Genomic DNA, 21,585 nt, shown 5'->3' on the forward strand with positions numbered 1-21,585 from the left:
GTGGGGCCACCCGGTAGCGTGAACCGACGATTCCGTAAGTACCCCAGTCGTAGGAGTCCCGGTGACGCAGAGCGGACAGGGCGAGGAGCCGCATCTTCCCGCGGCGCGGCCCGTGCGAGAAGGCATCGTGCTGCCCGCCGACGGCGGCGAGCCGCTGCTGCCGGGCACCACGGGCGACCAGACGGCCCCGCCCGGCGGCCGCCCGTGGGGACAGCCGTGGGGCCCCGAGCAGGCGCCGCCTGCCCCGCCCGCCCCGCCGGCACCTCCGATGTCTGGTTCGTCCGGTTACGAGTGGGGGGCCGCCGCGGGCCAGGGTGCTCCCGGCGCCGGGGTGCCGGGCGCACCGCATGGGGGCGGCGTGCCGGGCTGGGGTGCGGCTCCGGACGCGGCCCCGTCCTCCGCTCCGGCCTCGGCGCCCTGGGGCGCCGGGGGTGCGGCACAGCCGCCGACGCCGGGTCCGTACCAGGGCGCACCGCACCCCGGGGTTCAGGGCCCGGGCCCCCAGCAGCCGGGAGGCGGCCCGGAACCGCTGCACCCGACGAACGCCTTCCCCGCCGCTGACCAGAGCGCTCCAGGCGCGGGCGGCTTCCCGGGTGCGCCGCTGCCGTCGGCCGCCGGGTACGGCGGGGCGCTTCCGGCCCCGCCGGCCAGCTTCGGTACGGCGCTGCACGGCGTCGGTCCCGAGGCAGGTCCGGGGGCCGCTGCCGCGGGCACCCAGGGGGGCCAGAGAGGCCCGCACCCACAGGCGAGCCATGGCGGCACGCTTCCTACGCTTCCTCAGGCTGGTGAGGACGGGACACTTGCCGCGACCGGGCCGGGGGGGACGCTTCCCACGTCCGGTCCGGGCGGCGCACTCCCCACGACCGGTCATGGCGCGGCACTTCCCGCGGCTGGTCAGGCCGGGGCCCTTCCCCCGGCCGGGAACGGCGGCCCTCTCCCGCAAGCCGACCAGACCGGGGCACTGCCCCCGGCCGGTCACGGCGGAACCCTTCCCGCGGCCGCGCCCGGCGGTCCGCTTCCGCAGCCAGGCCAGCAAGGCCCAACGGGCCCCGTCCCGGTCCCCCAGCACGGTCCAGGCGGCCCGCTCCCCCAGCCCGGCCCAGGCAGCCCGCTGCCGACCGCCGGCAGCGGGCCCGAGCCCGGGCAGCTCGGGCATGGCAACAGCCCCCAGCCGCCCCACGGGCAGGGCACTCCGCCGTCCCCCGCCGGACAGGCGGCGCCGCACGGCGCGCCCCTCCCGCCCGCCGTCGATACGGCCGCCGAGGCGACGCAGTACATTCCGCCGGTGGCGGGCGCCGGTGCACAGGCCGGACCTGCCGGGGGCTTCGACGAAGGCGCCACGCAGTACATCCCGCCGGTCGCCCCCGGTGCGCTGCCGCCCGAGGTCGCCGCCGACGCCACCCAGTACCTGGGACGCGCGCCCCACGGCGGTGCGACCCCGGGGAACGGACCCGACAGCGAACCCACGCAGTACATCGCCCCCGTCCCCCCACCGCCGCCCGGCGCCCCGTACGGCATCCGGCCCGGCGCTCCGGGCGACCGGCCGGCGACCCCGGCCGAGTTCGACAGCCTCTTCCGTGCCGATCCGCAACCCGAAGGGGCGGCGGCCACCCAGCAGTTGCCCCGCTTCCAGCCGCCGACGGCCACGGGCGGTCACTACGGTGCGGCCGCTCCCGAGGCCGGAGCCGGGCGGGCCGCCGCGCGCCAGGCGTCCGAGGGCGGCAACGGCCGTACGCGCTCGAAGCTGCCCCTCATCGCAGCCGCCGGCATCGGCATCGCGGTCCTCGGCATCGGCGCGGGAGCCCTCCTCGGCTCCGGTGGCGACGACACGAAGGACGACAGCAAGACCGTGTCCGCGAGCGCGCCCGCCGCTGACGAGTCCGCGTCACCGACCACCGACCCCGCCAAGGAACAGGCTGTCGCACTCGACAAGCTGCTCGCGGACAGCAACAACAGCCGCGACGCGGTGATCAAGGCCGTCGCCGACGTCAAGGCATGCAACAACCTCGGCCAGGCCGCCACCGATCTGCGGAACGCGGCGCAGCAGCGCAACGACCTCGTCACACGTCTCGCGGCGCTCTCCGTCGACAAGCTCCCCAACCACGCCCAGCTCACCACCGCCCTCAACGGCGCCTGGAAGGCCTCCGCTTCGGCGGACAACCACTACGCGGCATGGGCCCAGGAGGTCGCCGGCAAGAAGGGCTGCAAGGACGGCCAGGCCCGCACCACCGCGCACCAGCGCGCGGGCAACCGCGCGAGCGGCACGGCCACCGCACAGAAGACCAAGGCCGCCGCACTCTGGAACGCCATCGCATCGAAGTACGGCCTGACGCAACGCAAGCCGTTCCAGCTCTGACCACAAGCCGTACGAGCGTGCTCGATCCGTTCGACGACATCGGGCGGGGTCTGGGTCGGTGAGGAGTGCGGAACGCTCGAGCGGTCCATCGGCCCGGCCTCGCCGTACTGGTCGTAGCGAATCTTCCACCTGGACAGGCAGGCGCGGGAGACGCCGGCCTCGGCGGCGACATGCGCGATCGGGCGGCTGCCGCAGCGCTCCACGAGCCTTCGGCGTCCCTCGATGTTCAGGGGGGCGTTCGCATGCGTCACGGGAGCACCTCGGTGCTTCGGCCAGCTGCGATCACAGCGCGGAGGGGCAACGCGATGAGCAGCGCGACAGCGACCAGGAGCCCGCTTGCCCACAGCGGCCCGAGGTCCCCGACCGTGGTGCTGAGGGTAGTCGCGGCGATGAGAGGGCCGACGGCGGCGCCGACGTTGAGTGCGGCGGTCGCGTAGGAGCCCGCCATCGTGGGGGCTTCTGCCGCCTCGTAGAGGACCCGTGTGATCAGCGTGCTGCCCAGCGCGAACGACAGTGCGCCTTGGACGAAGACGAGGCAGAGCAGAGCGACCGGCTTGTCGGCCAGTATGGCCAGGGCCGGCCAGCCGATGAGCAGCAGAGGACCGCCGACTGCGAGGACTAGGGCAGGGCGCTGGTCGGACAGCCGTCCGGCGACGGTGACGCCCACGAAGGAACCGGCACCGAAGAGCACCAGAGCGACAGAGATCCACAGCTCGCCCAGCCCGGCGGTGTCGGTCACAACGGGGGCGAGGAAGGTGAAGCTTCCGAAGGTTGCCGCGTTCACCAGCGCACCGAGCAGCATCACCAGGAGCAGCCGCGGCCTTGTGAGCTGGGCGAGCTCCGTTCGCAAGGCCGGCCCGCCAGTCGCCTCCTCCTTCACACGTCCTGCTGGGATCCCCTTCAGGATGCCGAGAGCTGCGGGCAGGCAGAGAGCGGCGACAGCCCAGAATGTGGCCCGCCAGCCGAGCAACGTGCCGAGTACCGACCCACCAGGGACACCGGCGATCGTGGCCACCGTCGTGCCTGACAGCAGCACGGCCAGCGCACGTCCCTTCTTGTCGGGCGAGACCAGCGTGGCGGCAGTCGTCAGAGCGACGGCAAGGAACCCTGCGTTCGCGAGCGCGGCGACGACCCGGGTAGCGAACAGGACCGGGAAGCTCGTGGTCATGGCGCCCACGGCGTGAGCTGCAGAGAAAACGAGGATGAACCCGAGAAGGCTGGAGCGACTGGGCCAGTTGCGGGCAAGCGCGGCCACAAGGGGGGCACCGACGATCATGCCGATCGCGAAGGCCGGGGTGAGCATGCCTGCTGTCCCGACTGTGATGTCAAGACCTGAGGCGATGTCCGGCAAGAGGCCGGCGAGCATGAACTCTGAGGTGCCCATGGCGAAGACCGCCATGGCAAGCAGGTACAGCGGGAAAGGCATCGAGTGGCTCCGAGGTGAGGAGAAGCACGAGAAGGTCATCTCGTCACCGCGGCCAGCCCCAAGCGCACACTCGTCCCACCACAGAATGCAGCGCGACGACAGGGCTACGAGGTCAGGGGTTCAGGGGGCTGACGGCGTGACCGAAAGCCCCCACCTTGTCTGACTCAGGACTCGACATGGCCCGCACGCTACTCGACCGATGCCCGTCGAGGCATCTCGGTTTCACCAGGCCTGTGTCACCAACGTCATGTCCGCAACACCTAGCCTCATAACGCTCTGATGGCCGACACCCAGGGGACGGGGGAGGGAAGGGACCCGCCGGAACGCAGACGACCCGCGGGCCATGGTCCCTCCGAGGAGGGAGCCGGCCGGACGTACCGGCGGCCCGCGGGTCGGGTGACTGCGTGGAATTGGCCGGCTGCGCGCTCAGCTCGCGCGCTGGTCCGGCACCGCACTCGGTGTGGTGACGGGCCGCTAGCCCGCAGCCACCTCACGCGTCCGGTATTCATACATCTGCCGAACCACCTCCCTTCCGTGTAAGCGCCACACTAGGCACCGCCCCAGGAGCTCTCAAGCGATTTTTCGAGAAGTTGGGGACCGGGGCATCGGACAACGAGGACGGCGGGTTCCGGTCCTGGAATCTCCAGCGCGCAACGATTTCCCGGGAAATCTATGTGGGCTGGGTCACGTTCGAGTTGAATGATCCGTGGCGCGGTACACGTGGTGCGCGACGCATCGCGGAACCACGCATCGCAGTAAGCCACGCATCACGGAAATGCATCACGACAATCGCAGTACACGGCGCAGTACACGCGGACACGGCCTGCAGGGGGTGCCAGGTGAGTGCTTCCCGGCGTAGTGGGACCACGGACGAGCTGGGGCCTCCGGAGCCCGAGCGCGATGGTTCGGATCTTCTTGCGGCGCTGCTCGACGGCATGGATGCGGCGTTGTGCGCGTTCGACGCGGACGGTGTGGTGACGCACTGGAACCGCGAGGCGGAGCGGATTCTGGGCTGGTCGGCCGCGGAGGCGGTCGGGCGGCGGGGCCTCGCGGGGTGGGCCGTGCGGGCGGCGGATGCCGAGGAGGTCGAGGGGCGGCTGCTGTCGGCGATGCAGGCGCCGGGCCGGCAGGTGCACGAGTTCGCGTTGCTGACGAAGGACGGCGGGCGGGTGCTCGTACGGATGCAGTCGGCCGCCGTGCGGGGGCAGGACGGTAAGCCTGCGGGCGTGTACTGCGCGTTCAGCGAGGTGCATGCGCAGATCGATCTGGAGCGGTCGATCGCTCTGAGCGAGGCGCTGTTCGAGGACGCCTCGTGGGGTGTCGTGCTGGTGGATGCCGATCTGCGGCCCGCCCTGGTCAATGCGCATGCGGCGCGGGCGCTCGGTTCGGGGCGTACGGCGCCGCTGGGGCGGCCCCTCGGTGAGCTGCTCGGCCAGGGTGCGGAGGAGTTGGAGAGCGCTCTGACGCATGTGCTGGCGGAGGGTACGCCGCCTGCGCCCGCGGAGATGTGGGTGACGGTGCGTACGCCGGACGGCGAGCGGCGGCGGTGCTGGCGGAGCGGGTTCCTGCGGCTGGCGTCGCCGCTGGCGGAGGAGCCGGTGCCGCTCGGTGTGGGCTGGCTGTTCTGGGACGTGACGGAGTCGAAGCAGGCGGAGCAGGAGGCGGCGCAGCTGCGGTTCCGGGCGAACCAGCTGCACCGTGCGGCGCGGGCGGCCGGGGAGTGCGAGGACCCGGCGGAGGCGGCGACGATCCAGCTGGACTTCGCGCTGGCGGGGTTCGCCGATCATGCGCTGATCGATCTTGTGGTGGGTGAGCCGGTGGCTGGTGAGCCGGCCGCGGATGGGGAGCCGGTGCGTCTGGTGCGGGTGACGGCCACGCCTGCTGGTGCGCCGGGGCCGAGCATGCCCGCGCCCGGGGCGGGGTTGCCCGTGCGGTACCGCGAGGGGCATCCCGCGCTGCAGTGTGTGGAGCGTGCGGGCTCGGTGCGGGCGAGCGCGGGTGCGTCGGCGCCCGAACGGGCACGGGAGTGGGCCGCCGAGCGGCAGTGGCCGCACGACGCGGTGCATGCGATGTGTGCGGCGCTGCGCAGCCGGGGCCGCACGCTGGGGGTCGTGACGTTTCTGCGGGGTGGCAGCCGGCCTGCGTTCGAGCGGGCTGACGCGATGTACGCGGAGAGCGTCGCCGTACGGATCGCGGCGGCGCTGGATCTGGCGCGGGTTGTCGAGCAGGGACGGTAGGCGCCGCGGGGCGGGCCCCCGGCTGTCGAGCGGGGACGGTTGGCGCCGCGCGGTGGGCCCACGGCTGTCGAGCAGGGACAGCAGGCGCCGTGAGGCGAGCCCTGGACCGTACTGCAGGCCGGTGGGTCAGTGCCGGAGGCCGGTGGTCAGTGCCGGTAGAAGATCCGGTCCGCGTACTCGGTGAATACGCGCGCGTTCCATTCGTGGCCGCCGTCGACGTTGCCGGAGCGCAGGAGCGGGGGTTCGATGCCGCGGGCGGCGAGTTCGCCTGCCGCCGTGGCCATGACGGCCTGGAGGAGTGCGCTGGTGACGACGGTGGAAGCGGGGGCGAAGGGCGCCTCGATGCCTTCGGCGGCGAGTTCGGCGTCGCCGATTGCGATCTTGCTGTCGATGACGATGTCGCAGTGGTCCTTGAGGTAAGTCCCGGACGCATGCCGGGATTTCGTCTCGCCCGCGTACGCCACCGAGGTCACGCCGATGGTCTGCAGGCCGAGGGTGCGGGCCTTCATGGCCATCTCGACGGGGAGTGCGTTCCGCCCGGAGAGGGAGATGATCACGAGGGTGTCTCCCGGGCGGGCCGGGCTGGTGTCGAGTACGGCGCTTGCGAGTCCGTCGACGCGTTCGAGGGCGGATCCGAGCGTGGCGGGCACGACGTCGACACCGACAGTGCCGGGCACGGCCAGCAGGTTCATGAGGGCGAGGCCGCCCGCTCGGTAGACGACGTCCTGGGCGGCGAGTGAGGAGTGTCCGGCGCCGAAGGCGAAGAGGTGGCCGCCGGCGGCGACAGTGTCGGCGATGAGGGCGCCCGCGGCCGCGATGTTCGCCGCCTCCTCGTCTCGGACCCGCTGCAGCAGGCCGATGGCGGCGTCGAAGTACTGCCGGGCCAGCGCGTTCTCGCCGTGCTGCCCGGCCGGCCTGCTGTCGCTTCCGCCGCTCATCCGCGTTGCTCCCCCGTCCGTCCCGCCGGGCACCCTTCGACGGCGATGCCCTCCGCCGCGTCGGGCCTCACGGTGCTGTCCCGGCCGGTGGCGTGTCAAGGCGTGCCGGGTCGGGTGCTGGGTCGGTACGGGCACAAGGTGCCGGGTCGGTACGGGCACGAGACGCCGGGTCGGTACGGCTACCTGGCCGGGCCCAGGCCACGGGCGCTCGAGTCCCGGCCCGCGCACAGCGAGCCCCCACAGCACCGCGCCCGGACCCGCGGCCCCCTCCCATCGCGCGCGGTTTCACCGGCGCGGCACGGTTGTCGGTGGGATGCGTCAGAATTGAGTCAGGGCCAGCGCACAAGCCGGTGAGTCAGCGAGCCACTGGCAGAGCTAACGAGGGGCACGTATGTCCGGACTGATCGACACGACGGAGATGTATCTCCGCACCATCCTCGAGCTCGAAGAGGAAGGTGTGGTCCCCATGCGCGCCCGAATCGCCGAGCGTCTCGATCAGAGCGGTCCGACGGTCAGCCAGACGGTGGCGCGTATGGAGCGCGACGGGCTGGTGTCGGTCGCCAGTGATCGCCATCTGGAGCTCACGGAAGAGGGCCGCCGGCTGGCCACGCGCGTGATGCGCAAGCACCGGCTCGCCGAGTGCCTGCTGGTCGACGTGATCGGCCTGGAGTGGGAGCAGGTGCACGCGGAGGCCTGCCGCTGGGAGCACGTGATGAGCGAGGCGGTCGAGCGCCGCGTCCTGGAGCTCCTGCGCCACCCGACGGAGTCGCCGTACGGCAACCCGATCCCGGGTCTGGAGGAGCTCGGCGAGAAGGACCACGCGGACCCGTTCCTGGACGAGGGCATGGTGTCCCTGGCCGACCTGGACCCGGGCACCGACGGCAAGACGGTCGTGGTGCGCCGTATCGGGGAGCCGATCCAGACGGACGCGCAGCTGATGTACACGCTGCGGCGGGCGGGTGTGCAGCCCGGTTCCGTGGTGAGCGTGACGCAGTCGGCCGGCGGGGTGCTGGTGGGCAGCAGCGGCGAGGCGGCGGAGCTGGACACCGGCATCGCCTCGCACGTGTTCGTCGCGAAGCGCTGAGGCGCCGCCGGGGCCTCGCCGCGGCGCCGCTGAGTCCGGCAGCGCCCGGAAGCCGACGCGAATGTAGCGGGGCACCAGCGGTGCGCGCATCGCTAGCCGTGCGCGCACCGGTAGCGCGGGCGGCACCGCCAGCGCGGACAGCACCGCCAGCGCGGACAGCACCGGCAGCGCGGGCGGATATCGCCAGCGCGGACAGCGCCGGCAGCCCGGGCAGCACCGCCAGCGTGGGCAGGAATCGGCAGCGCGGGCGCGCACCGGCAGCCCGGGCAGCACCGCCCGTGCGGACGCGCCCCGGCAGCCCGGGCAGCACCGGCAGTGTGGGCGGGCACCGGCAGCGCGGGCGGTCGGCAGCGCCAGTGCGGGCGGGCACCGCCAGTGTGGGCGGCATCGGCAGTACGGGCGCGCACCGGCGGTATTCAGACAGCCGCGTCGCCCGGTATTCAGACATCCACCCGAATCCAAGATTCAGTGTGCGGAATGGCAGCGGCCGGACGTTTTGCGTGCCAGGCTGTCATGAGGCATATGACGTGAGGTCCTGATCGTTCCGGACCGGGTCGGACCGGGTCGGGCAGCCCGGTCGGGAGGGGGCGCATGGATGTGCCGCAGACAGACGGAGGGCCCCGGCGCCGATCGGCGCCGGGGCCTGTCTCCCCCTGTTTCGACCCGGAGCCCCGAGCTCTCAGGGTCGTCCCCCTTCGGACCGGTATCCCCGAGCGGTCCGCCTCCCGCAGAAGATCTCCCCTCGGCCGCGCCGGTCAATCCTGGGGAGCGGTCACCCGAAAGAGGGGTGTTGACGACGAAATGCGCGCTTTCGAATGGGGGTTCGATAGCGTGTCCGTACGTCGGTCCCGCTCAAGCCGTCCGGGCCTGACGCCTCGGGCCTGACGCGACCACTCGGCCTGACGCGACCACTCCGGCTGACGCGACCACTCCGGCTGACGCGACCACTCCGGCTGACGCGACGACCAGACGCGGCAAGGGGCCGGCAGACACACAAAGGGGCAGACACACAAGGGGGGTGCCAGACCATGGTGCGCATCGACGTGACGGGAGCAGGCGGCGTACGCCTCGCCGCCTGGGAGTTCGCCGATCCTCCCAAGCAGACGGGAGAGATCGAGCGTGTCCCCGGCGTGCTGTTACTCCACGGCCTCATGGGGCGTGCCTCCCACTGGGCGTCCAGCGCCCGCTGGCTCGCCGAACGGCATCGCGCGGTCGCACTCGACCAGCGCTGCCACGGCCAGAGCGACAAGCCGGCCGAGGGCCCCTACACGCGTGAGGTCTACGTCGAGGACGCCGAGGCCGCCCTCGTCCAGCTCGGCCTCGCCCCCGCCGTCCTCATCGGCCACGCCATGGGCGCCCTGACCGCCTGGCAGCTCGCCGCCCGCCGGCCCGACCTGGTCCGCGGCCTGGTCATCTGCGACATGCGCGCCTCCGCGCTCGGCGCGGCGTCGCAGCGCGAGTGGGAGAGCTGGTTCAAGGCCTGGCCCGTGCCCTTCGCCACCCTCGCCGACGTACGCAAGTGGTTCGGCGAGGACGACCCCTGGGTGGAGCGCCCGCATGCGTCCCGCGGGGAGTTCTACGCCGAGGTGATGGCCGAGTCACCCGACGGCTGGCGGCCCGTCTTCGAGCCCGAACAGATGCTCAGGACCCGTGAGACATGGGTCCACGACGCGCACTGGGAGGAGCTCGCGCAGGTCGAGTGCCCCGCGCTCGTCGTGCGCGGTCTCGACGGTGAGCTCGGCCGGGCCGAGGCCCAGGAGATGGTGCGGGTCCTGCCGAAGGGCGAGTACGCCGAGGTGGCCGACGCGGGCCACCTCGTCCACTACGACCAGCCCGAGGCGTGGCGCGCGGCCGTCGAACCGTTCCTGAACCGCGTACTCGGGGAGTGACTCACGGGCTGAGCCGCTCGATTCGCCAGGTGCCGTCCTCGCGGTAGACGTAGCGCAGCCTGTCGTGCAGCCGGTTCTCGCGCCCCTGCCAGAACTCGATGGTCTCCGGGAAGACCCGGAAGCCGCCCCAGTGCGGCGGGACCGGGACCCGCTCACCCTCCGGGTAACGGGTGTGGAGTTCCTCGTACGCGGTGTCGAGCTCGGCGCGGGATGCGATCACCGCCGACTGGGCGCTGGCCCAGGCGCCGAGCTGGGAGCCGTGCGGGCGGGTGCGGAAGTACGCGGCGGTCTCGCCGCGGCCGGTACGGGTGACCGAGCCCGTGACGGTGACCTGGCGGGCCATGGCGTGCCAGGGGAAGAGCAGGGCGATGTGCGGGTTGGCCGCCAGGTCGCGGCCCTTGCGGGACTCGTAGTTGGTGTAGAAGACGAAACCGCGCTCGTCGTACTGCTTGAGGAGCACCGTGCGGGAGCTCGGCCGTCCCTGGGCGTCGGCCGTGGAGACGACCATGGCGTTGGGTTCGTAGATGCCGCCGAGCTCGGCGGCGTGCACGGCCTCCTTGAACCAGCGCGCGAACTGGTCCATGGGGTGCGCGGCGAGATCGGTCACGTCGAAGCCCTGGGCGCGGTAGTGCGCGCGCATCGCGGCGGGGTCGGGGGCCTCGTAGGCGTCGGCGTCGGGGGCGGTGCGGTCGGCAGGGGCACGGTCGGTCACGCGGTCATCTTGCCGTACGAAGCGATGTGTCCGGCCGGGAGTCCGTGGATCAAGACCCGGACGCACCACCATGCGCCCGTGCCGGGCCCTGCAGCCCTGAAATCCGCTGGATTCCGGGGGCTTCACCCGCCGAACAGGCGCCGGACCGCGCGAAGTGGCACTGTGAGGTGTGTGGCACTGAGTGCCGCGAGGACTCCCCAAAGGTGGCACTAAGGGATAGGGTCCTGGTGCCGAATCGGTTGGGGGTGACCGCCAGCCACACGGGGCATCACCGCAGTGACCGATCCGGACCGCGAATTTTCGGAATCGACCGTGGAACCGGATACGAAGCCCGCTGAAGCCCGCGTCTGGGAGCCCGCTGAAGCCCGCTTCTGAACCACTCCGGTCGTCCCTACCGTCTGTCGCACCACATCGTGAGGAGCCGCCTGATGTCCGACTTCGTACCCGGACTCGAGGGAGTCATCGCGTTCGAGACGGAGATCGCCGAACCGGATAAGGAGGGCGGCGCCCTTCGCTACCGGGGCGTCGACATCGAGGATCTGGTCGGCCACGTCTCGTTCGGGAACGTGTGGGGTCTGCTCGTCGACGGGGCGTTCGACCCCGGTCTGCCGCCCGCCGAGCCGTTCGCCATCCCCGTGCACTCCGGCGACATCCGCGTGGACGTCCAGTCCGCGCTCGCGATGCTCGCCCCCGTCTGGGGCCTGAAACCGCTGCTCGACATCGACGTGGAGCAGGCCCGCGAGGACCTGGCGCGCGCCGCGGTCATGGCCCTGTCGTACGTCGCGCAGTCGGCGCGCGGGCAGGGGCTGCCGATGGTGCCCCAGCGCGAGATCGACAAGGCGCACTCCGTCGTCGAGCGGTTCATGATCCGCTGGCGGGGTGAGCCGGACCCCAAGCACGTGGCGGCCGTGGACGCGTACTGGACGTCCGCCGCCGAGCACGGCATGAACGCCTCCACGTTCACCGCCCGCGTCATCGCCTCGACCGGCGCCGACGTCGCGGCCGCGCTGTCGGGCGCCGTGGGCGCCATGTCCGGGCCGCTGCACGGCGGCGCCCCCTCGCGGGTGCTCCACATGATCGAGGAGATCGAGCGCACGGGCGACGCGGAGGCGTACGTGAAGCACGCCCTGGACCGGGGTGAGCGGCTGATGGGCTTCGGGCACCGCGTGTACCGGGCCGAGGACCCGCGGGCGCGGGTGCTGCGGCGCACCGCGCGTGAGCTGGGCGCCCCGCGCTTCGAGGTCGCCGAGGCCCTGGAGAAGGCGGCCCTGGAGGAGCTGCATGCCCGCCGCCCCGACCGTGTGCTCGCCACCAACGTGGAGTTCTGGGCGGCCATCGTCCTGGACTTCGCGGAGGTCCCGGCGCACATGTTCACGTCCATGTTCACCTGCGCCCGCACGGCCGGCTGGTCGGCGCACATCCTGGAGCAGAAGCGCACGGGCCGCCTGGTGCGGCCGTCGGCCCGGTACGTGGGGCCGGGGCCGCGGAGCCCGCAGGAGATCGGGGGCTACGAGGGCATCGCGCGCTGACGCGCCGTGGGGTGCGGCGCCGGGCCCTGGGGGCGCGGCGCCGCACCTGCGCGTCGGTCCGCCGGGAGCGGTTGCCCTCTATGGGCGGGCGCTCACCCTGCGGTCGGACTGTCGCCGTCGTGCCGGCGGGCAGGAGGTCCGGCACATCCGGCATCAGCGGGAAGTGGGGGCGCAGTCGGGGCAGGCGTACACGTTTCTGCCGGGCCCGCTTCCCAGGCGTAACGGAACACGTCCGTCAGGAAGCGATGCCCTGGGCTGCGTCCTCCAGCCCCTTCGCCTTCCCCCGCCCCACCTGCGTCCGCACCGCTCCCATGCTCGCCGCGATGACCAGCGCGATCGCCAGGGCCTGAGCGGCGGACAGCGCCTGGTGCAGGAGCAGGAAGCCGGCGAGCGCCGCGAGGGCCGGTTCCAGGCTCATCAGGACCGCGAAGGTGGAGGCGGGCAGGCGCCGCAGCGCGAGCAGTTCGAGCGTGTACGGCAGGACGGACGAGAGCATCGCGACGCCCGCGCCCAGCCCCAGCGTGACCGGGTCGAGGAGCTTCATGCCCGACTCCGCGATGCCCAGCGGCAGGAAGAGCACCGCCGCGACGGCCATCGCCAGCGCCAGCCCGTCGGCCTGCGGGAAGCGACGTCCCGTACGGGCGCTGAAGACGATGTACGCCGCCCACATGGCGCCGGCGCCCAGCGCGAAGGCGGCGCCCACGGGGTCGAGGCTCTCGAAACCCCCACCGCCGAGCAGGAAGACGCCGGCGAGGGCGAGGCCCGCCCAGATCAGGTTCACTGCCCGGCGGGACGCGAGCACGGAGAGCGCGAGCGGGCCCAGGACCTCGAGGGTGACGGCCGGTCCCAGCGGGATACGGGCGACGGCCTGGTAGAAGAGCCCGTTCATGGCGCCCATCGCGACGCCGAAGGCGACGACGGTGCCCCAGTCCGCGCGTGAGTGACCGCGCAGCCGCGGACGGCAGACGGCGAGCAGCACGACCGCGGCGACGGCGAGGCGCAGCGTCACGACGCCGAGCGCCCCGGCCCGCGGCATCAGGCTCACCGCGAGCGCGCCGCCGAACTGCACGGAGACCGCGCCGCCGAGGACGAGACCGACGGGCCCGAGGGAGCCGAGAGCGAAGCGGGACGCGCGGCGCGCTCCGGGCTCGCCTTGCGCGGCCGGTGCCGCCGTTGCTGCTGGTGCGGTCGGCGTCGGTTCGGTCGGCGCAGTCGGCGCCGCAAGTGCCGCCGCATCGCCGGCTGCACCGGGAGATCCCTGCGCGCCTTGTGCGCCGCCTGCTTCCGACACGTCCGACACGGCTCTCAGCCTTCCCCAGGTCCTATCGAGACGCAAAGTCCCCTCGCATGGACTCGCTCGGGCAAAATAGTGCACTCGTCCAGCACTGTAAAACCCTTTTGCAGCTTACGTCCGGGGCCGGCCGCCGGAACCGGGTCTCGCAATCCCCTCCGCCAGCACCTCCGCCAGGTGGCGCCCCCGCCGTCCCGCGAGCTGTTCCAGCTGGGTACGGCAGGAGAATCCGTCGACCAGGAGCACGGTGTCGTCCGACGCCGCCCGCACTGAAGGGAGCAGCTGCTCTTCGGCGCAGGCCGTCGACACCTCGTAGTGGCCCTTCTCGAAGCCGAAGTTGCCCGCGAGGCCGCAGCAGCCCCCGCTGAGGTCGCCGGTCAGACCCGCCTTCCCGCGCAGCCGGCGGTCGGCCGCGTCGCCGAGTACCGCGTGCTGGTGGCAGTGCGTCTGGCCCGCGACGGGCCGGTCGATGCGCGGCGGCTGCCAGTCGGGGGCCTGCTCCTCCAGGTACTGGGCGAGCGTGCGGACGGATTCGGCGAGTTCACGCGCGCGTGGGTCGTCGTGGAGGAGTTCGGGCAGGTCGGTCCTGAGTGCGGCCGCGCAGCTCGGCTCCAGTACGACCAGGGGGCCGCCCATGACCGGCTCCATCCGGTCGAGGGTGCGGCGCATGACGGCGCGGGCGCGGTCGAGCTGGCCGGTCGAGACGTACGTCAGGCCGCAGCACGCGCCCGACGGGGGCAGGACGACCCGGCGTCCGGTGTCCTCCAGGACCTTCACGGCCGCCTTGCCCACCTCGGGTGACAGGTGGTCGGTGAAGGTGTCCGGCCACAGCACGGCCACTTGGTCCGAGGAGAAGATCTCCGTGCGGCCTCCGCCGAGCCGCCGTGAGCGACGGTCGAACCACCGCCGGAACGTCTCGCGCGGCAGCCGCGGAATCTCGCGCTCCGGCGCGATGCCGCCGAGCCGTTTGGCGAACGCGGCCAGCGGGCGCACCCGCAGCGCCCCGTTCAGGGCGCCCGCGAAGTTCAGGGCGCCGCCGAAGGGCGCGGCGAGCCTCAGCCAGCGCGGCAGCCACCCCATCGCGTAGTGCGCGGCCGGGCGCCGCCGCCCCGCGTAGTGGTGGTGCAGGAACTCCGCCTTGTACGTGGCCATGTCGACGCCGACCGGGCAGTCGGAGCGGCAGCCCTTGCAGGACAGGCACAGGTCGAGTGCGTCCCGCACCTCCATCGAACGCCACCCGTCCGTCACCACCTCGCCCGCGAGCATTTCGTGCAGCAGGCGTGCGCGCCCGCGCGTGGAGTGCTCCTCCTCGCCCGTGGCCCGGAAGGACGGGCACATCACCGCGGGCCCGGCCACCCTCTCCGTACGGCACTTCGCGACGCCCACGCACCGGCGGACCGCCGCCGAGAAGTCCCCGCCGTCGTGCGGGTAGCCGAAGGCCACGTCGGCCGGTTTCCGTGGCAGGACGGCGAACCGCAGGTTCTCGTCGAGCCGCGCCGGGCGTACCAGCATCCCCGGGTTGAGTAGGTCGTCCGGGTCCCAGACGCCCTTCACGCGCTCGAAGAGCCGCACCAGCTCCGTGCCGTACATCTTGGGCAGCAGCTCGGCGCGCGCTTGCCCGTCGCCGTGCTCGCCCGACAGCGAGCCGCCGTGGGCGACAACCAGGTCCGCGAGCTCCTCCGAGAAGCGGCGGAAGCGGCCGATGCCCTCGGGCGTCAGCAGGTCGAAGTCGATGCGGACGTGGATGCAGCCGTCCCCGAAGTGCCCGTACGGCGTGCCGCGCAGGCCGTGGGCGGACAGCAGACCCCGGAAGTCCCGCAGGTAGGCCCCGAGCCGGGCGGGCGGCACCGCGCAGTCCTCCCAGCCCGGCCAGGCCTCACTGCCGTCCGGCATCCGCGTCGCCGTCCCGCTCGCGTCCTCACGGATCCGCCACAACATGCGCTGCCCGGCCGGGTCGGTGACGACCACGGCGTCCACGACGTCGGCGGCACTCGCGATCGCCTCGGCACGCGCGCGTGCCTCCGCCTCCGACGCGCCGACCGTCTCGACGAACAGCCAGGCGCCGCCCACGGGCAGCCCCGGCGTGCCAGGAGGCACGAGGTCGGCGGCCATCCCCTCCACGGTCAGCGGCCCGTACTGCAGCAGTCCGGCGGCCGCTTCCGCCGCCGCACCCTCGTCGGCGTACCCGAGAACCGCGAGCGCACGCGCGCGTGGCGCCTCGACGAGCTGGACGACGGCCTCCGTGAGCACGCCCAGCGTTCCCTCGGTGCCGCAGAACGCACGGGCGACGTCCGCGCCCTTCTCGGGCAGCAGCGTGTCCAGGGCGTAGCCGGAGATACGCCGCGGCAGCTCGGGAAAGCCGGTGCGCAGCAGCGCCAACTCGCCCTCTACGAGTGCGCGCAGGCCGTCGGGAGCACCGGCCCAGCCCCGGCCGAGGCGCAGCCGGTCACCCATGCCGCTGATCACCGACAGCTCGCCGATGTTGTCCGCGGTCGTCCCCCACGCCACCGAGTGCGATCCGCACGAGTTGTTGCCGATCATCCCGCCGAGGGTGCAGCGGCTGTGCGTGGACGGGTCGGGCCCGAACCGTAGGCCGTGCGGGGCCGCGGCCTCCTGCAGCCGGTCCAGGACGACGCCCGGCTGGACGACCGCCGTGCGCTCCTCCGGGTCGAGCGACACGATCTTGTTCATGTGCCGCGTGAAGTCCAGGACGACACCGGCGCCGGTCGCCTGGCCTGCGATCGACGTGCCGCCGCCGCGCGCCACGACCGGCACCCCGTGCTCGCGGCAGACGGCGAGCACCGCGGCCACGTCGTCGGCGTCCCGAGGGGCCACCACGCCGAGCGGCACGCGCCGGTAGTTGGACGCGTCCATGGTCGTCAGGGCTCTCGCGGTCACCCCGAAGTCGACGTCGCCGCGGACGGCGGCCCGCAGGCGGCTCCGCAGGTCGGCGGCCAGGTCCGGTGGCACGGTGTCGGGAGCGGTCATGTCCTCAGGATGCATCGCCCCCACCCCGCCCCTTCCCGTAACCAGGGGGCTCCGCCCCCTGGACCCCCGAAACGCCCTTCGGGCTCGTCCTCAAGCGCCGGACAGGCTGAAATACTTTGTCTCACCCGACGGACATGTTTCCGCCCGGTTTCGCGAAGCGACTAGGCTCCCGACCGTGGCTGAGATCCAGATTCCCGCTGACATCAAGCCCGCCGACGGACGTTTCGGCGCGGGCCCCTCCAAGGTGCGCACGGAGGCGCTGGACGCCCTGGCCGCCACCGGCACGTCCCTCATGGGCACCTCCCACCGCCAGGCCCCGGTCAAGAACCTGGTCGGCAAGGTCCGCGAAGGCGTGCGCGACCTCTTCCAGCTCCCCGAGGGCTACGAGGTGATCCTCGGCAACGGCGGCTCGACCGCCTTCTGGGACATCGCGACCCACGGCCTGATCGAGAACAAGTCGCAGCACCTCAGCTTCGGCGAGTTCAGCTCCAAGTTCGCCAAGGCCGCCAAGCTCGCTCCGTGGCTGGCCGAGCCGACGGTCATCTCCGCCGACCCGGGTACGCACCCCGAGGCGGCCGCCGAGGCGGGCGTCGACGTCTACGCGTTCACGCACAACGAGACCTCGACCGGTGTGGCCATGCCGATCAAGCGGGTCGAGGGCGCCGACGCGGGCGCGCTCGTCCTCGTGGACGCCACCTCCGGCGCGGGCGGTCTGCCGGTCGACATCGCCGAGACCGACGTCTACTACTTCGCGCCCCAGAAGTCCTTCGCCTCCGACGGCGGCCTGTGGATCGGCATCTTCTCCCCCGCCGCGATCGAGCGCGCGGAGCGCATCCACGCGTCCGGCCGCCACGTCCCGGAGTTCTTCAGCCTCCCCACAGCGATCGACAACTCCCGCAAGAACCAGACGTACAACACCCCGGCCCTCGCCACGCTCTTCCTGCTGAACCAGCAGCTGGAGTGGATCAACGGCCAGGGCGGCCTCGACTGGGCGGTCCGCCGCACGGCCACCTCCGCGCGCACCCTGTACGGCTGGGCCGAGGACATCAAGTACGCCAACCCGTTCGTCGCCGACCCGGCCAAGCGCTCGCAGGTCATCGGCACGATCGACTTCACCGACGAGGTCGACGCCGCCGCGGTCGCCAAGGCGCTGCGCGCCAACGGCATCGTGGACACCGAGCCGTACCGCAAGCTGGGCCGCAACCAGCTGCGCGTCGCGATGTTCCCGGCCATCGAGCCGTCGGACATCGAGGCGCTGACGAAGTGCATCGACTACGTGATCGAGAAGCTGTAGCGGCTTCTCGACCACGGACTCCGTACACGAGTCCGTTCGTCGACTCCGTACGTCGACAGGGGCGCCCGGCGTGTCACCACGCCGGGCGCCCCTGCCTCATGTCGCCGTGCAGCTCAGCTCCGGCTCCCGTCAGCGACGCCGCAGCAGCCGCTTCAGGCCGAGGACGACGGCCAGGGTGACGGCGAGAGCGACGGCTCCGGTCCGGTAATCGGCGTCGAATCCCGCCCCGCCGTCCGTGGCCGCACCGTCGCCGCCCGAATCGCCCTTCACCGACGGCGACGTGGAGGACCGGCCGTCGGACCCGCCGTCCCCCTCCTTCACCTCGACGGGCTCGACCGGGCTCTGCTCGCCCTCGCTGCCGTACATCAGGGCGGAGCCGTCCGCCGTGTAGGTCACGGACTCGCCCTGCCCCTGCAGCGGCACGCTCAGCCGCCCCTCCCGCTCCGGCTTCCCGTCGCGCCAGGCGTAGAGCGCCCCGCCGAAGTAGCCGCGCAGCGCGAGGTGCGTGCCGTCGGGCGAGAAGGCGCCGTCGGTCACCCAGAGATCCGTGCCGGCCACGCGCTTGAACACGTTGGTGCCGGAGGCGGAGAGCCGCGCGGGCCCCTCGTACAGCGACCCGCCGTCCTCCTTCTTGTCGGCGATGTAGACCCGCCCGGTCTTCGGATGGACCATCAGCGCCTCGGCGTCCCGCGGCCCGTCCTCGTACTTCACGACGAACTGCGTGGCGCGGACCGTCTGATCCCGCAGCTGCTTCGGCTCGGGGAGCTTGTAGATCCAGACGTACGGCCACGCGCCGCCGAGGTTGTCGCCGATGTCTCCGACGTAGAGGTCGTCGTCGGGGCCGATCGAGATGGCCTCCATGTCACGCACCCGGCCGACGCCCGTCATGGTGACGGTCGCGACGGTCTGCCCGGTCTTCGAGTCGATCGCGTAGAGATACGCCCCGTCGTCGCTGTCGTTGTGCGTCCAGTAGATGCCGGGGTGGAGGTGCGAGGCCGCGAGACCGCTGGACTCCGTTATCCGCGGATCCTTGATCGTGAACCCCTCGGCGCCGCCGTCGGCGAAGGCTGCGGGCGTCGACAGTGCGACGAGGAGGGCGGCTCCGGCGAGGGGCGGCAGGGATCGCATCCCTCAAGCGTGCCATCTCGCCCATGTGTTCGCCGGGAGTGTCCAGCCTCACAGCCCCGGCCGCCCCTGGTCGGGGGCATGATCGAGGAGGATGAGCGGATGCTCAGGTTCATGCCCGTCGGGGACTCCATGACGATCGGCAGCGCGGGCGAACACACCTGGCGCTACCGGATGTGGCAGCACCTGCGCGGGACATACGGCGGCCCGTTCGCGATCGTCGGCCCGCGCGAGACGCTGTACGACAAGGCGGTGGACGCGCCCGTCTCGTACGAGTACGCGGATCCGGACTTCCCGCGCCACGCCCGCCGCCACCTCGCCGGCTGGGGCGAGGGCTGGCTGCACATGGCACCGCTGATCCGCGAGACGGTGAAGCGTGAACGGGCGGACGTGCTGCTGGTCTCCCTCGGCCTGATAGACCTCGGCTTCTACACGAACGCCGTACAGACGGCCGAGAACGTGCGCCGCTTCGTCACGGAGGCGAGGCTGGCCGACCCCGGGGTGCGCATGGTCCTGCTCCCGGTCATCCCGAACGTGCGCGCAGAGGCGGACGCGGACTTCGCGACCGAGGTCGACCGCTTCAACGAGCTCCTGGCCAAGGCCGTCGCCGACCTCGACCAGCCGGCATCCCCTCTCCTCCTGGCCTCGGTCCCCGAGTCGTACGACATCCACCGCGACACGTACGACGGGACGCACCCGAACGCAAGCGGGGAGCACAAGCTGGCCGGGGCCTTCGCGGACGCGATGTATCAGGCGTGGGGGTTGGGCGAGGCGTACGCCGTGGGGGCGTAGGTCTGGCTCCGATGCCGGCGTGAGCAGGTCGGCACGTGACTCGATCACCGTGCGTATCGTTGTACTGCGCGGCTGCACGCTACCGAGCGACAGCCGGGGAGGAGCGCCACGATGACCGTCGTCGAGACCGGCAGGATCAAGATGGCCGAGAGCAGGGACGAGCGCACGTTGGACATGATGTTCGACTGGCTCGAGAAGTCGCCCATCCCCGATGGATTCAAGACCGAGATCGTCGGGGGGAACATCTTCATGACGCCGCAGCGGGACACCCACTGGGAGATCATCGCAGCCATCTACGACCAGCTGCGGACCAAGTACCCGCGTAAGCGCGTGAAGTCGGACGTACGCGTCGACTACCCGGGCCACCTCAACGGCTTCGCGAGCGACATCACCCTGATGGCGGAGGGCTCCGCCAAGACGGACGAGGGACGTTGGCGCTACCAGGACGTCGAGTTCGTCGCCGAGGTCATCTCCAAGCGGACCGGGATGAACGACTACGGCGACAAGAAGGCCGCGTATGCCCTCGCCGAGGTTCCCGTCTATTTGATTGCCGACCCCTACCAGCGCAAGTGCCACCTCTACACCCAGCCCAAAGACGGCGACTACGCGACCGAGACGAAGGTCCCCTTCGGTGAGGAAGTCGACCTGACCCACACCGCCGTCGGCCTCACCCTCAAGACCGACGAGTTCCCCCGCGACTGACAGCGCGCCCCGCCCTACCGCAACCTCCCCTTGCCTAGAGCGCACTCCACGCCGTTGGCTAGGTGCTCATGAAGTACACGCAGCTCGGACGTACGGGTCTCAAGGTCAGCCGGATCGTGCTCGGCACGATGAACTTCGGTCCCCAGACCGACGAGGCCGACAGCCACGCCATCATGGACGCGGCGCTGGACGCAGGAATCAACTTCTTCGACACCGCCAACGTGTACGGCTGGGGCGAGAACAAGGGCCGTACGGAGTCGATCATCGGCAACTGGTTCGCCAAGGGCGGCGAGCGGCGCGACAAGGTCGTCCTCGCCACCAAGGTGTACGGCAACATGGCGCCCGACGGCGACGTCTGGCCGAACCACGACAAGCTGTCCGCCGTCAACATCCGGCGGGCCGTCGACGCCAGCCTGAAGCGGCTGCAGACGGACTACATCGACCTCTACCAGTTCCACCACATCGACCGGCAGACGCCGTTCGAGGAGATCTGGCAGGCCATCGACGTGCTGGTCCAGCAGGGCAAGATCCTCTATGCGGGGTCGTCGAACTTCCCCGGGTACAAGATCGCCCAGGCCAACGAGACCGCCGCCCGGCGCGGCAGCTTCGGGCTCGTCAGCGAGCAGTGCCTGTACAACCTCGCCGAGCGCCGCGCCGAGATGGAGGTGATCCCGGCCGCGCAGGACTACGGCCTCGGGGTCATCCCCTGGTCGCCGCTGCACGGCGGGCTGCTCGGCGGCGTGATCAAGAAGGAGGTCGAGGGCGGCCGGCGTGCCTCCGGGCGCTCTGCGGACGCCCTCGCCAACACCGCCGTACGCGAGAAGGTCCAGGCGTACGAGGACCTGCTCGACAAGCACGGCCTCGAGCCCGGCGAGGCGGCGCTCGCCTGGCTGCTCACCCGGCCCGGCGTCACCGGCCCGATCGTCGGCCCGCGCACCGCGGCCCAGCTCACCTCGGCGCTCCGCGCCGTCGAACTGGAGCTGTCGGACGAGGTGCTCACGTCCCTGGAGGAGATCTTCCCTGGGCCGGGGCCGTCGCCGGAGGCGTTCGCCTGGTAGCCGTCGTGTCCGTCCCCGGACCGGCCCGGTTCGGCAGGGGGTCCGGGGGTTGCACCCCGGGACAGCACAGCCCTGGGCCCGGGCCGTCGCCGGAGGCGTTCGCCTGGTAGTGGCAGGCGGCTTCGCCTGGTAGCAGGACCGCCGCCCCTGGCACTCAGGCCGGG

General features: G+C 72.1%; 15 protein-coding genes and 1 pseudogene. 9 read left to right on the plus strand and 7 right to left on the minus strand.

Going from position 1 to position 21,585, the window contains the following annotated elements:
• The first annotated feature begins 61 nt into the window (after positions 1 to 61).
• Positions 62 to 2,356 carry a hypothetical protein gene (locus STSP_RS41015; RefSeq protein WP_157902883.1) on the plus strand — a complete coding sequence of 765 codons (2,295 nt, stop codon included), beginning with the start codon at positions 62 to 64 and terminating at the stop codon, positions 2,354 to 2,356.
• A 26-nt stretch (positions 2,357 to 2,382) separates the two neighbouring features.
• On the opposite strand, the pseudogene STSP_RS37360 reads toward STSP_RS41015, so the two are convergent.
• Positions 2,383 to 2,700, minus strand: a pseudogene (locus STSP_RS37360) (leucine zipper domain-containing protein); the annotation flags it as partial.
• Positions 2,604 to 3,782: a Cmx/CmrA family chloramphenicol efflux MFS transporter gene (locus STSP_RS22380; RefSeq protein ID WP_067281013.1), complete on the minus strand. Its 1,179-nt coding sequence runs from the start codon at positions 3,780 to 3,782 to the stop codon at positions 2,604 to 2,606. The pseudogene STSP_RS37360 and the gene STSP_RS22380, both read right to left, overlap by 97 nt.
• Positions 3,783 to 4,621: 839 nt before the next feature.
• On the opposite strand from STSP_RS22380, the gene STSP_RS22385 reads away from it, so the two are divergent.
• On the plus strand, positions 4,622 to 6,019 hold the full coding sequence (locus tag STSP_RS22385; protein WP_067281015.1) for a PAS domain-containing protein: 1,398 nt from the start codon (positions 4,622 to 4,624) through the stop codon (positions 6,017 to 6,019).
• Between the two features lie 146 nt (positions 6,020 to 6,165).
• On the opposite strand, the gene STSP_RS22390 is transcribed toward STSP_RS22385, so the two are convergent.
• The gene (locus tag STSP_RS22390) at positions 6,166 to 6,957 is read right to left on the minus strand and encodes an SIS domain-containing protein (protein ID WP_067281018.1); all 792 of its coding nucleotides are present in this window, start codon (positions 6,955 to 6,957) and stop codon (positions 6,166 to 6,168) included.
• Positions 6,958 to 7,348: 391 nt separating this feature from the next.
• On the opposite strand from STSP_RS22390, the gene STSP_RS22395 reads away from it, so the two are divergent.
• On the plus strand, positions 7,349 to 8,041 hold the full coding sequence (locus tag STSP_RS22395; protein WP_067281021.1) for a metal-dependent transcriptional regulator: 693 nt from the start codon (positions 7,349 to 7,351) through the stop codon (positions 8,039 to 8,041).
• 1,028 nt (positions 8,042 to 9,069) lie between these two features.
• Entirely contained in the window at positions 9,070 to 9,930 is an 861-nt protein-coding gene (locus tag STSP_RS22400; RefSeq protein WP_067281022.1) for an alpha/beta fold hydrolase, read from the plus strand.
• A 1-nt stretch (position 9,931) separates the two neighbouring features.
• Here the strand turns inward: STSP_RS22400 and pdxH are convergent, their stop codons facing one another.
• Positions 9,932 to 10,570, minus strand: coding sequence for a pyridoxamine 5'-phosphate oxidase (gene pdxH, locus STSP_RS22405; RefSeq protein WP_067281058.1), 639 nt, complete (start codon positions 10,568 to 10,570; stop codon positions 9,932 to 9,934).
• Between the two features lie 500 nt (positions 10,571 to 11,070).
• Between pdxH and STSP_RS22410 the strand changes: the two genes are divergently transcribed.
• Positions 11,071 to 12,171 carry a citrate synthase 2 gene (locus tag STSP_RS22410; RefSeq protein WP_067281025.1) on the plus strand — a complete coding sequence of 367 codons (1,101 nt, stop codon included), beginning with the start codon at positions 11,071 to 11,073 and terminating at the stop codon, positions 12,169 to 12,171.
• 235 nt (positions 12,172 to 12,406) lie between these two features.
• Here STSP_RS22410 and STSP_RS22415 read toward each other — a convergent pair whose 3' ends face one another.
• Together STSP_RS22415 and STSP_RS22420 are read right to left on the minus strand one after the other, a co-directional pair.
• On the minus strand, positions 12,407 to 13,462 hold the full coding sequence (locus tag STSP_RS22415; protein ID WP_067281061.1) for an EamA family transporter: 1,056 nt from the start codon (positions 13,460 to 13,462) through the stop codon (positions 12,407 to 12,409).
• 114 nt (positions 13,463 to 13,576) lie between these two features.
• A complete protein-coding gene (locus tag STSP_RS22420) occupies positions 13,577 to 16,450 on the minus strand; it encodes an FAD-binding and (Fe-S)-binding domain-containing protein (protein ID WP_067281062.1) in 2,874 nt (957 codons plus the stop codon).
• A gap of 175 nt (positions 16,451 to 16,625) precedes the next feature.
• On the opposite strand from STSP_RS22420, the gene serC reads away from it, so the two are divergent.
• The gene (serC, locus tag STSP_RS22425; RefSeq protein ID WP_067281028.1) at positions 16,626 to 17,744 is read left to right on the plus strand and encodes a phosphoserine transaminase; all 1,119 of its coding nucleotides are present in this window, start codon (positions 16,626 to 16,628) and stop codon (positions 17,742 to 17,744) included.
• A 129-nt stretch (positions 17,745 to 17,873) separates the two neighbouring features.
• Here the strand turns inward: serC and STSP_RS22430 are convergent, their stop codons facing one another.
• Positions 17,874 to 18,872, minus strand: coding sequence for a hypothetical protein (locus tag STSP_RS22430; RefSeq protein ID WP_067281030.1), 999 nt, complete (start codon positions 18,870 to 18,872; stop codon positions 17,874 to 17,876).
• Between the two features lie 99 nt (positions 18,873 to 18,971).
• Here STSP_RS22430 and STSP_RS22435 point away from each other — a divergent pair, with 99 nt between their 5' ends.
• From STSP_RS22435 to STSP_RS22445, 3 genes are all read left to right on the plus strand, one after another.
• A complete protein-coding gene (locus STSP_RS22435; protein ID WP_067281064.1) occupies positions 18,972 to 19,661 on the plus strand; it encodes a GDSL-type esterase/lipase family protein in 690 nt (229 codons plus the stop codon).
• Positions 19,662 to 19,772: 111 nt separating this feature from the next.
• On the plus strand, positions 19,773 to 20,363 hold the full coding sequence (locus tag STSP_RS22440; RefSeq protein ID WP_067281032.1) for a Uma2 family endonuclease: 591 nt from the start codon (positions 19,773 to 19,775) through the stop codon (positions 20,361 to 20,363).
• Between the two features lie 68 nt (positions 20,364 to 20,431).
• Complete coding sequence (locus STSP_RS22445) at positions 20,432 to 21,421, plus strand: aldo/keto reductase (protein ID WP_067281035.1); 990 nt, start codon at positions 20,432 to 20,434, stop codon at positions 21,419 to 21,421.
• Positions 21,422 to 21,585: the final 164 nt, after the last annotated feature.

Source organism: Streptomyces jeddahensis, from assembly GCF_001642995.1.
In the GTDB taxonomy this organism is placed as follows: Bacteria; Actinomycetota; Actinomycetes; order Streptomycetales; family Streptomycetaceae; genus Streptomyces; species Streptomyces jeddahensis.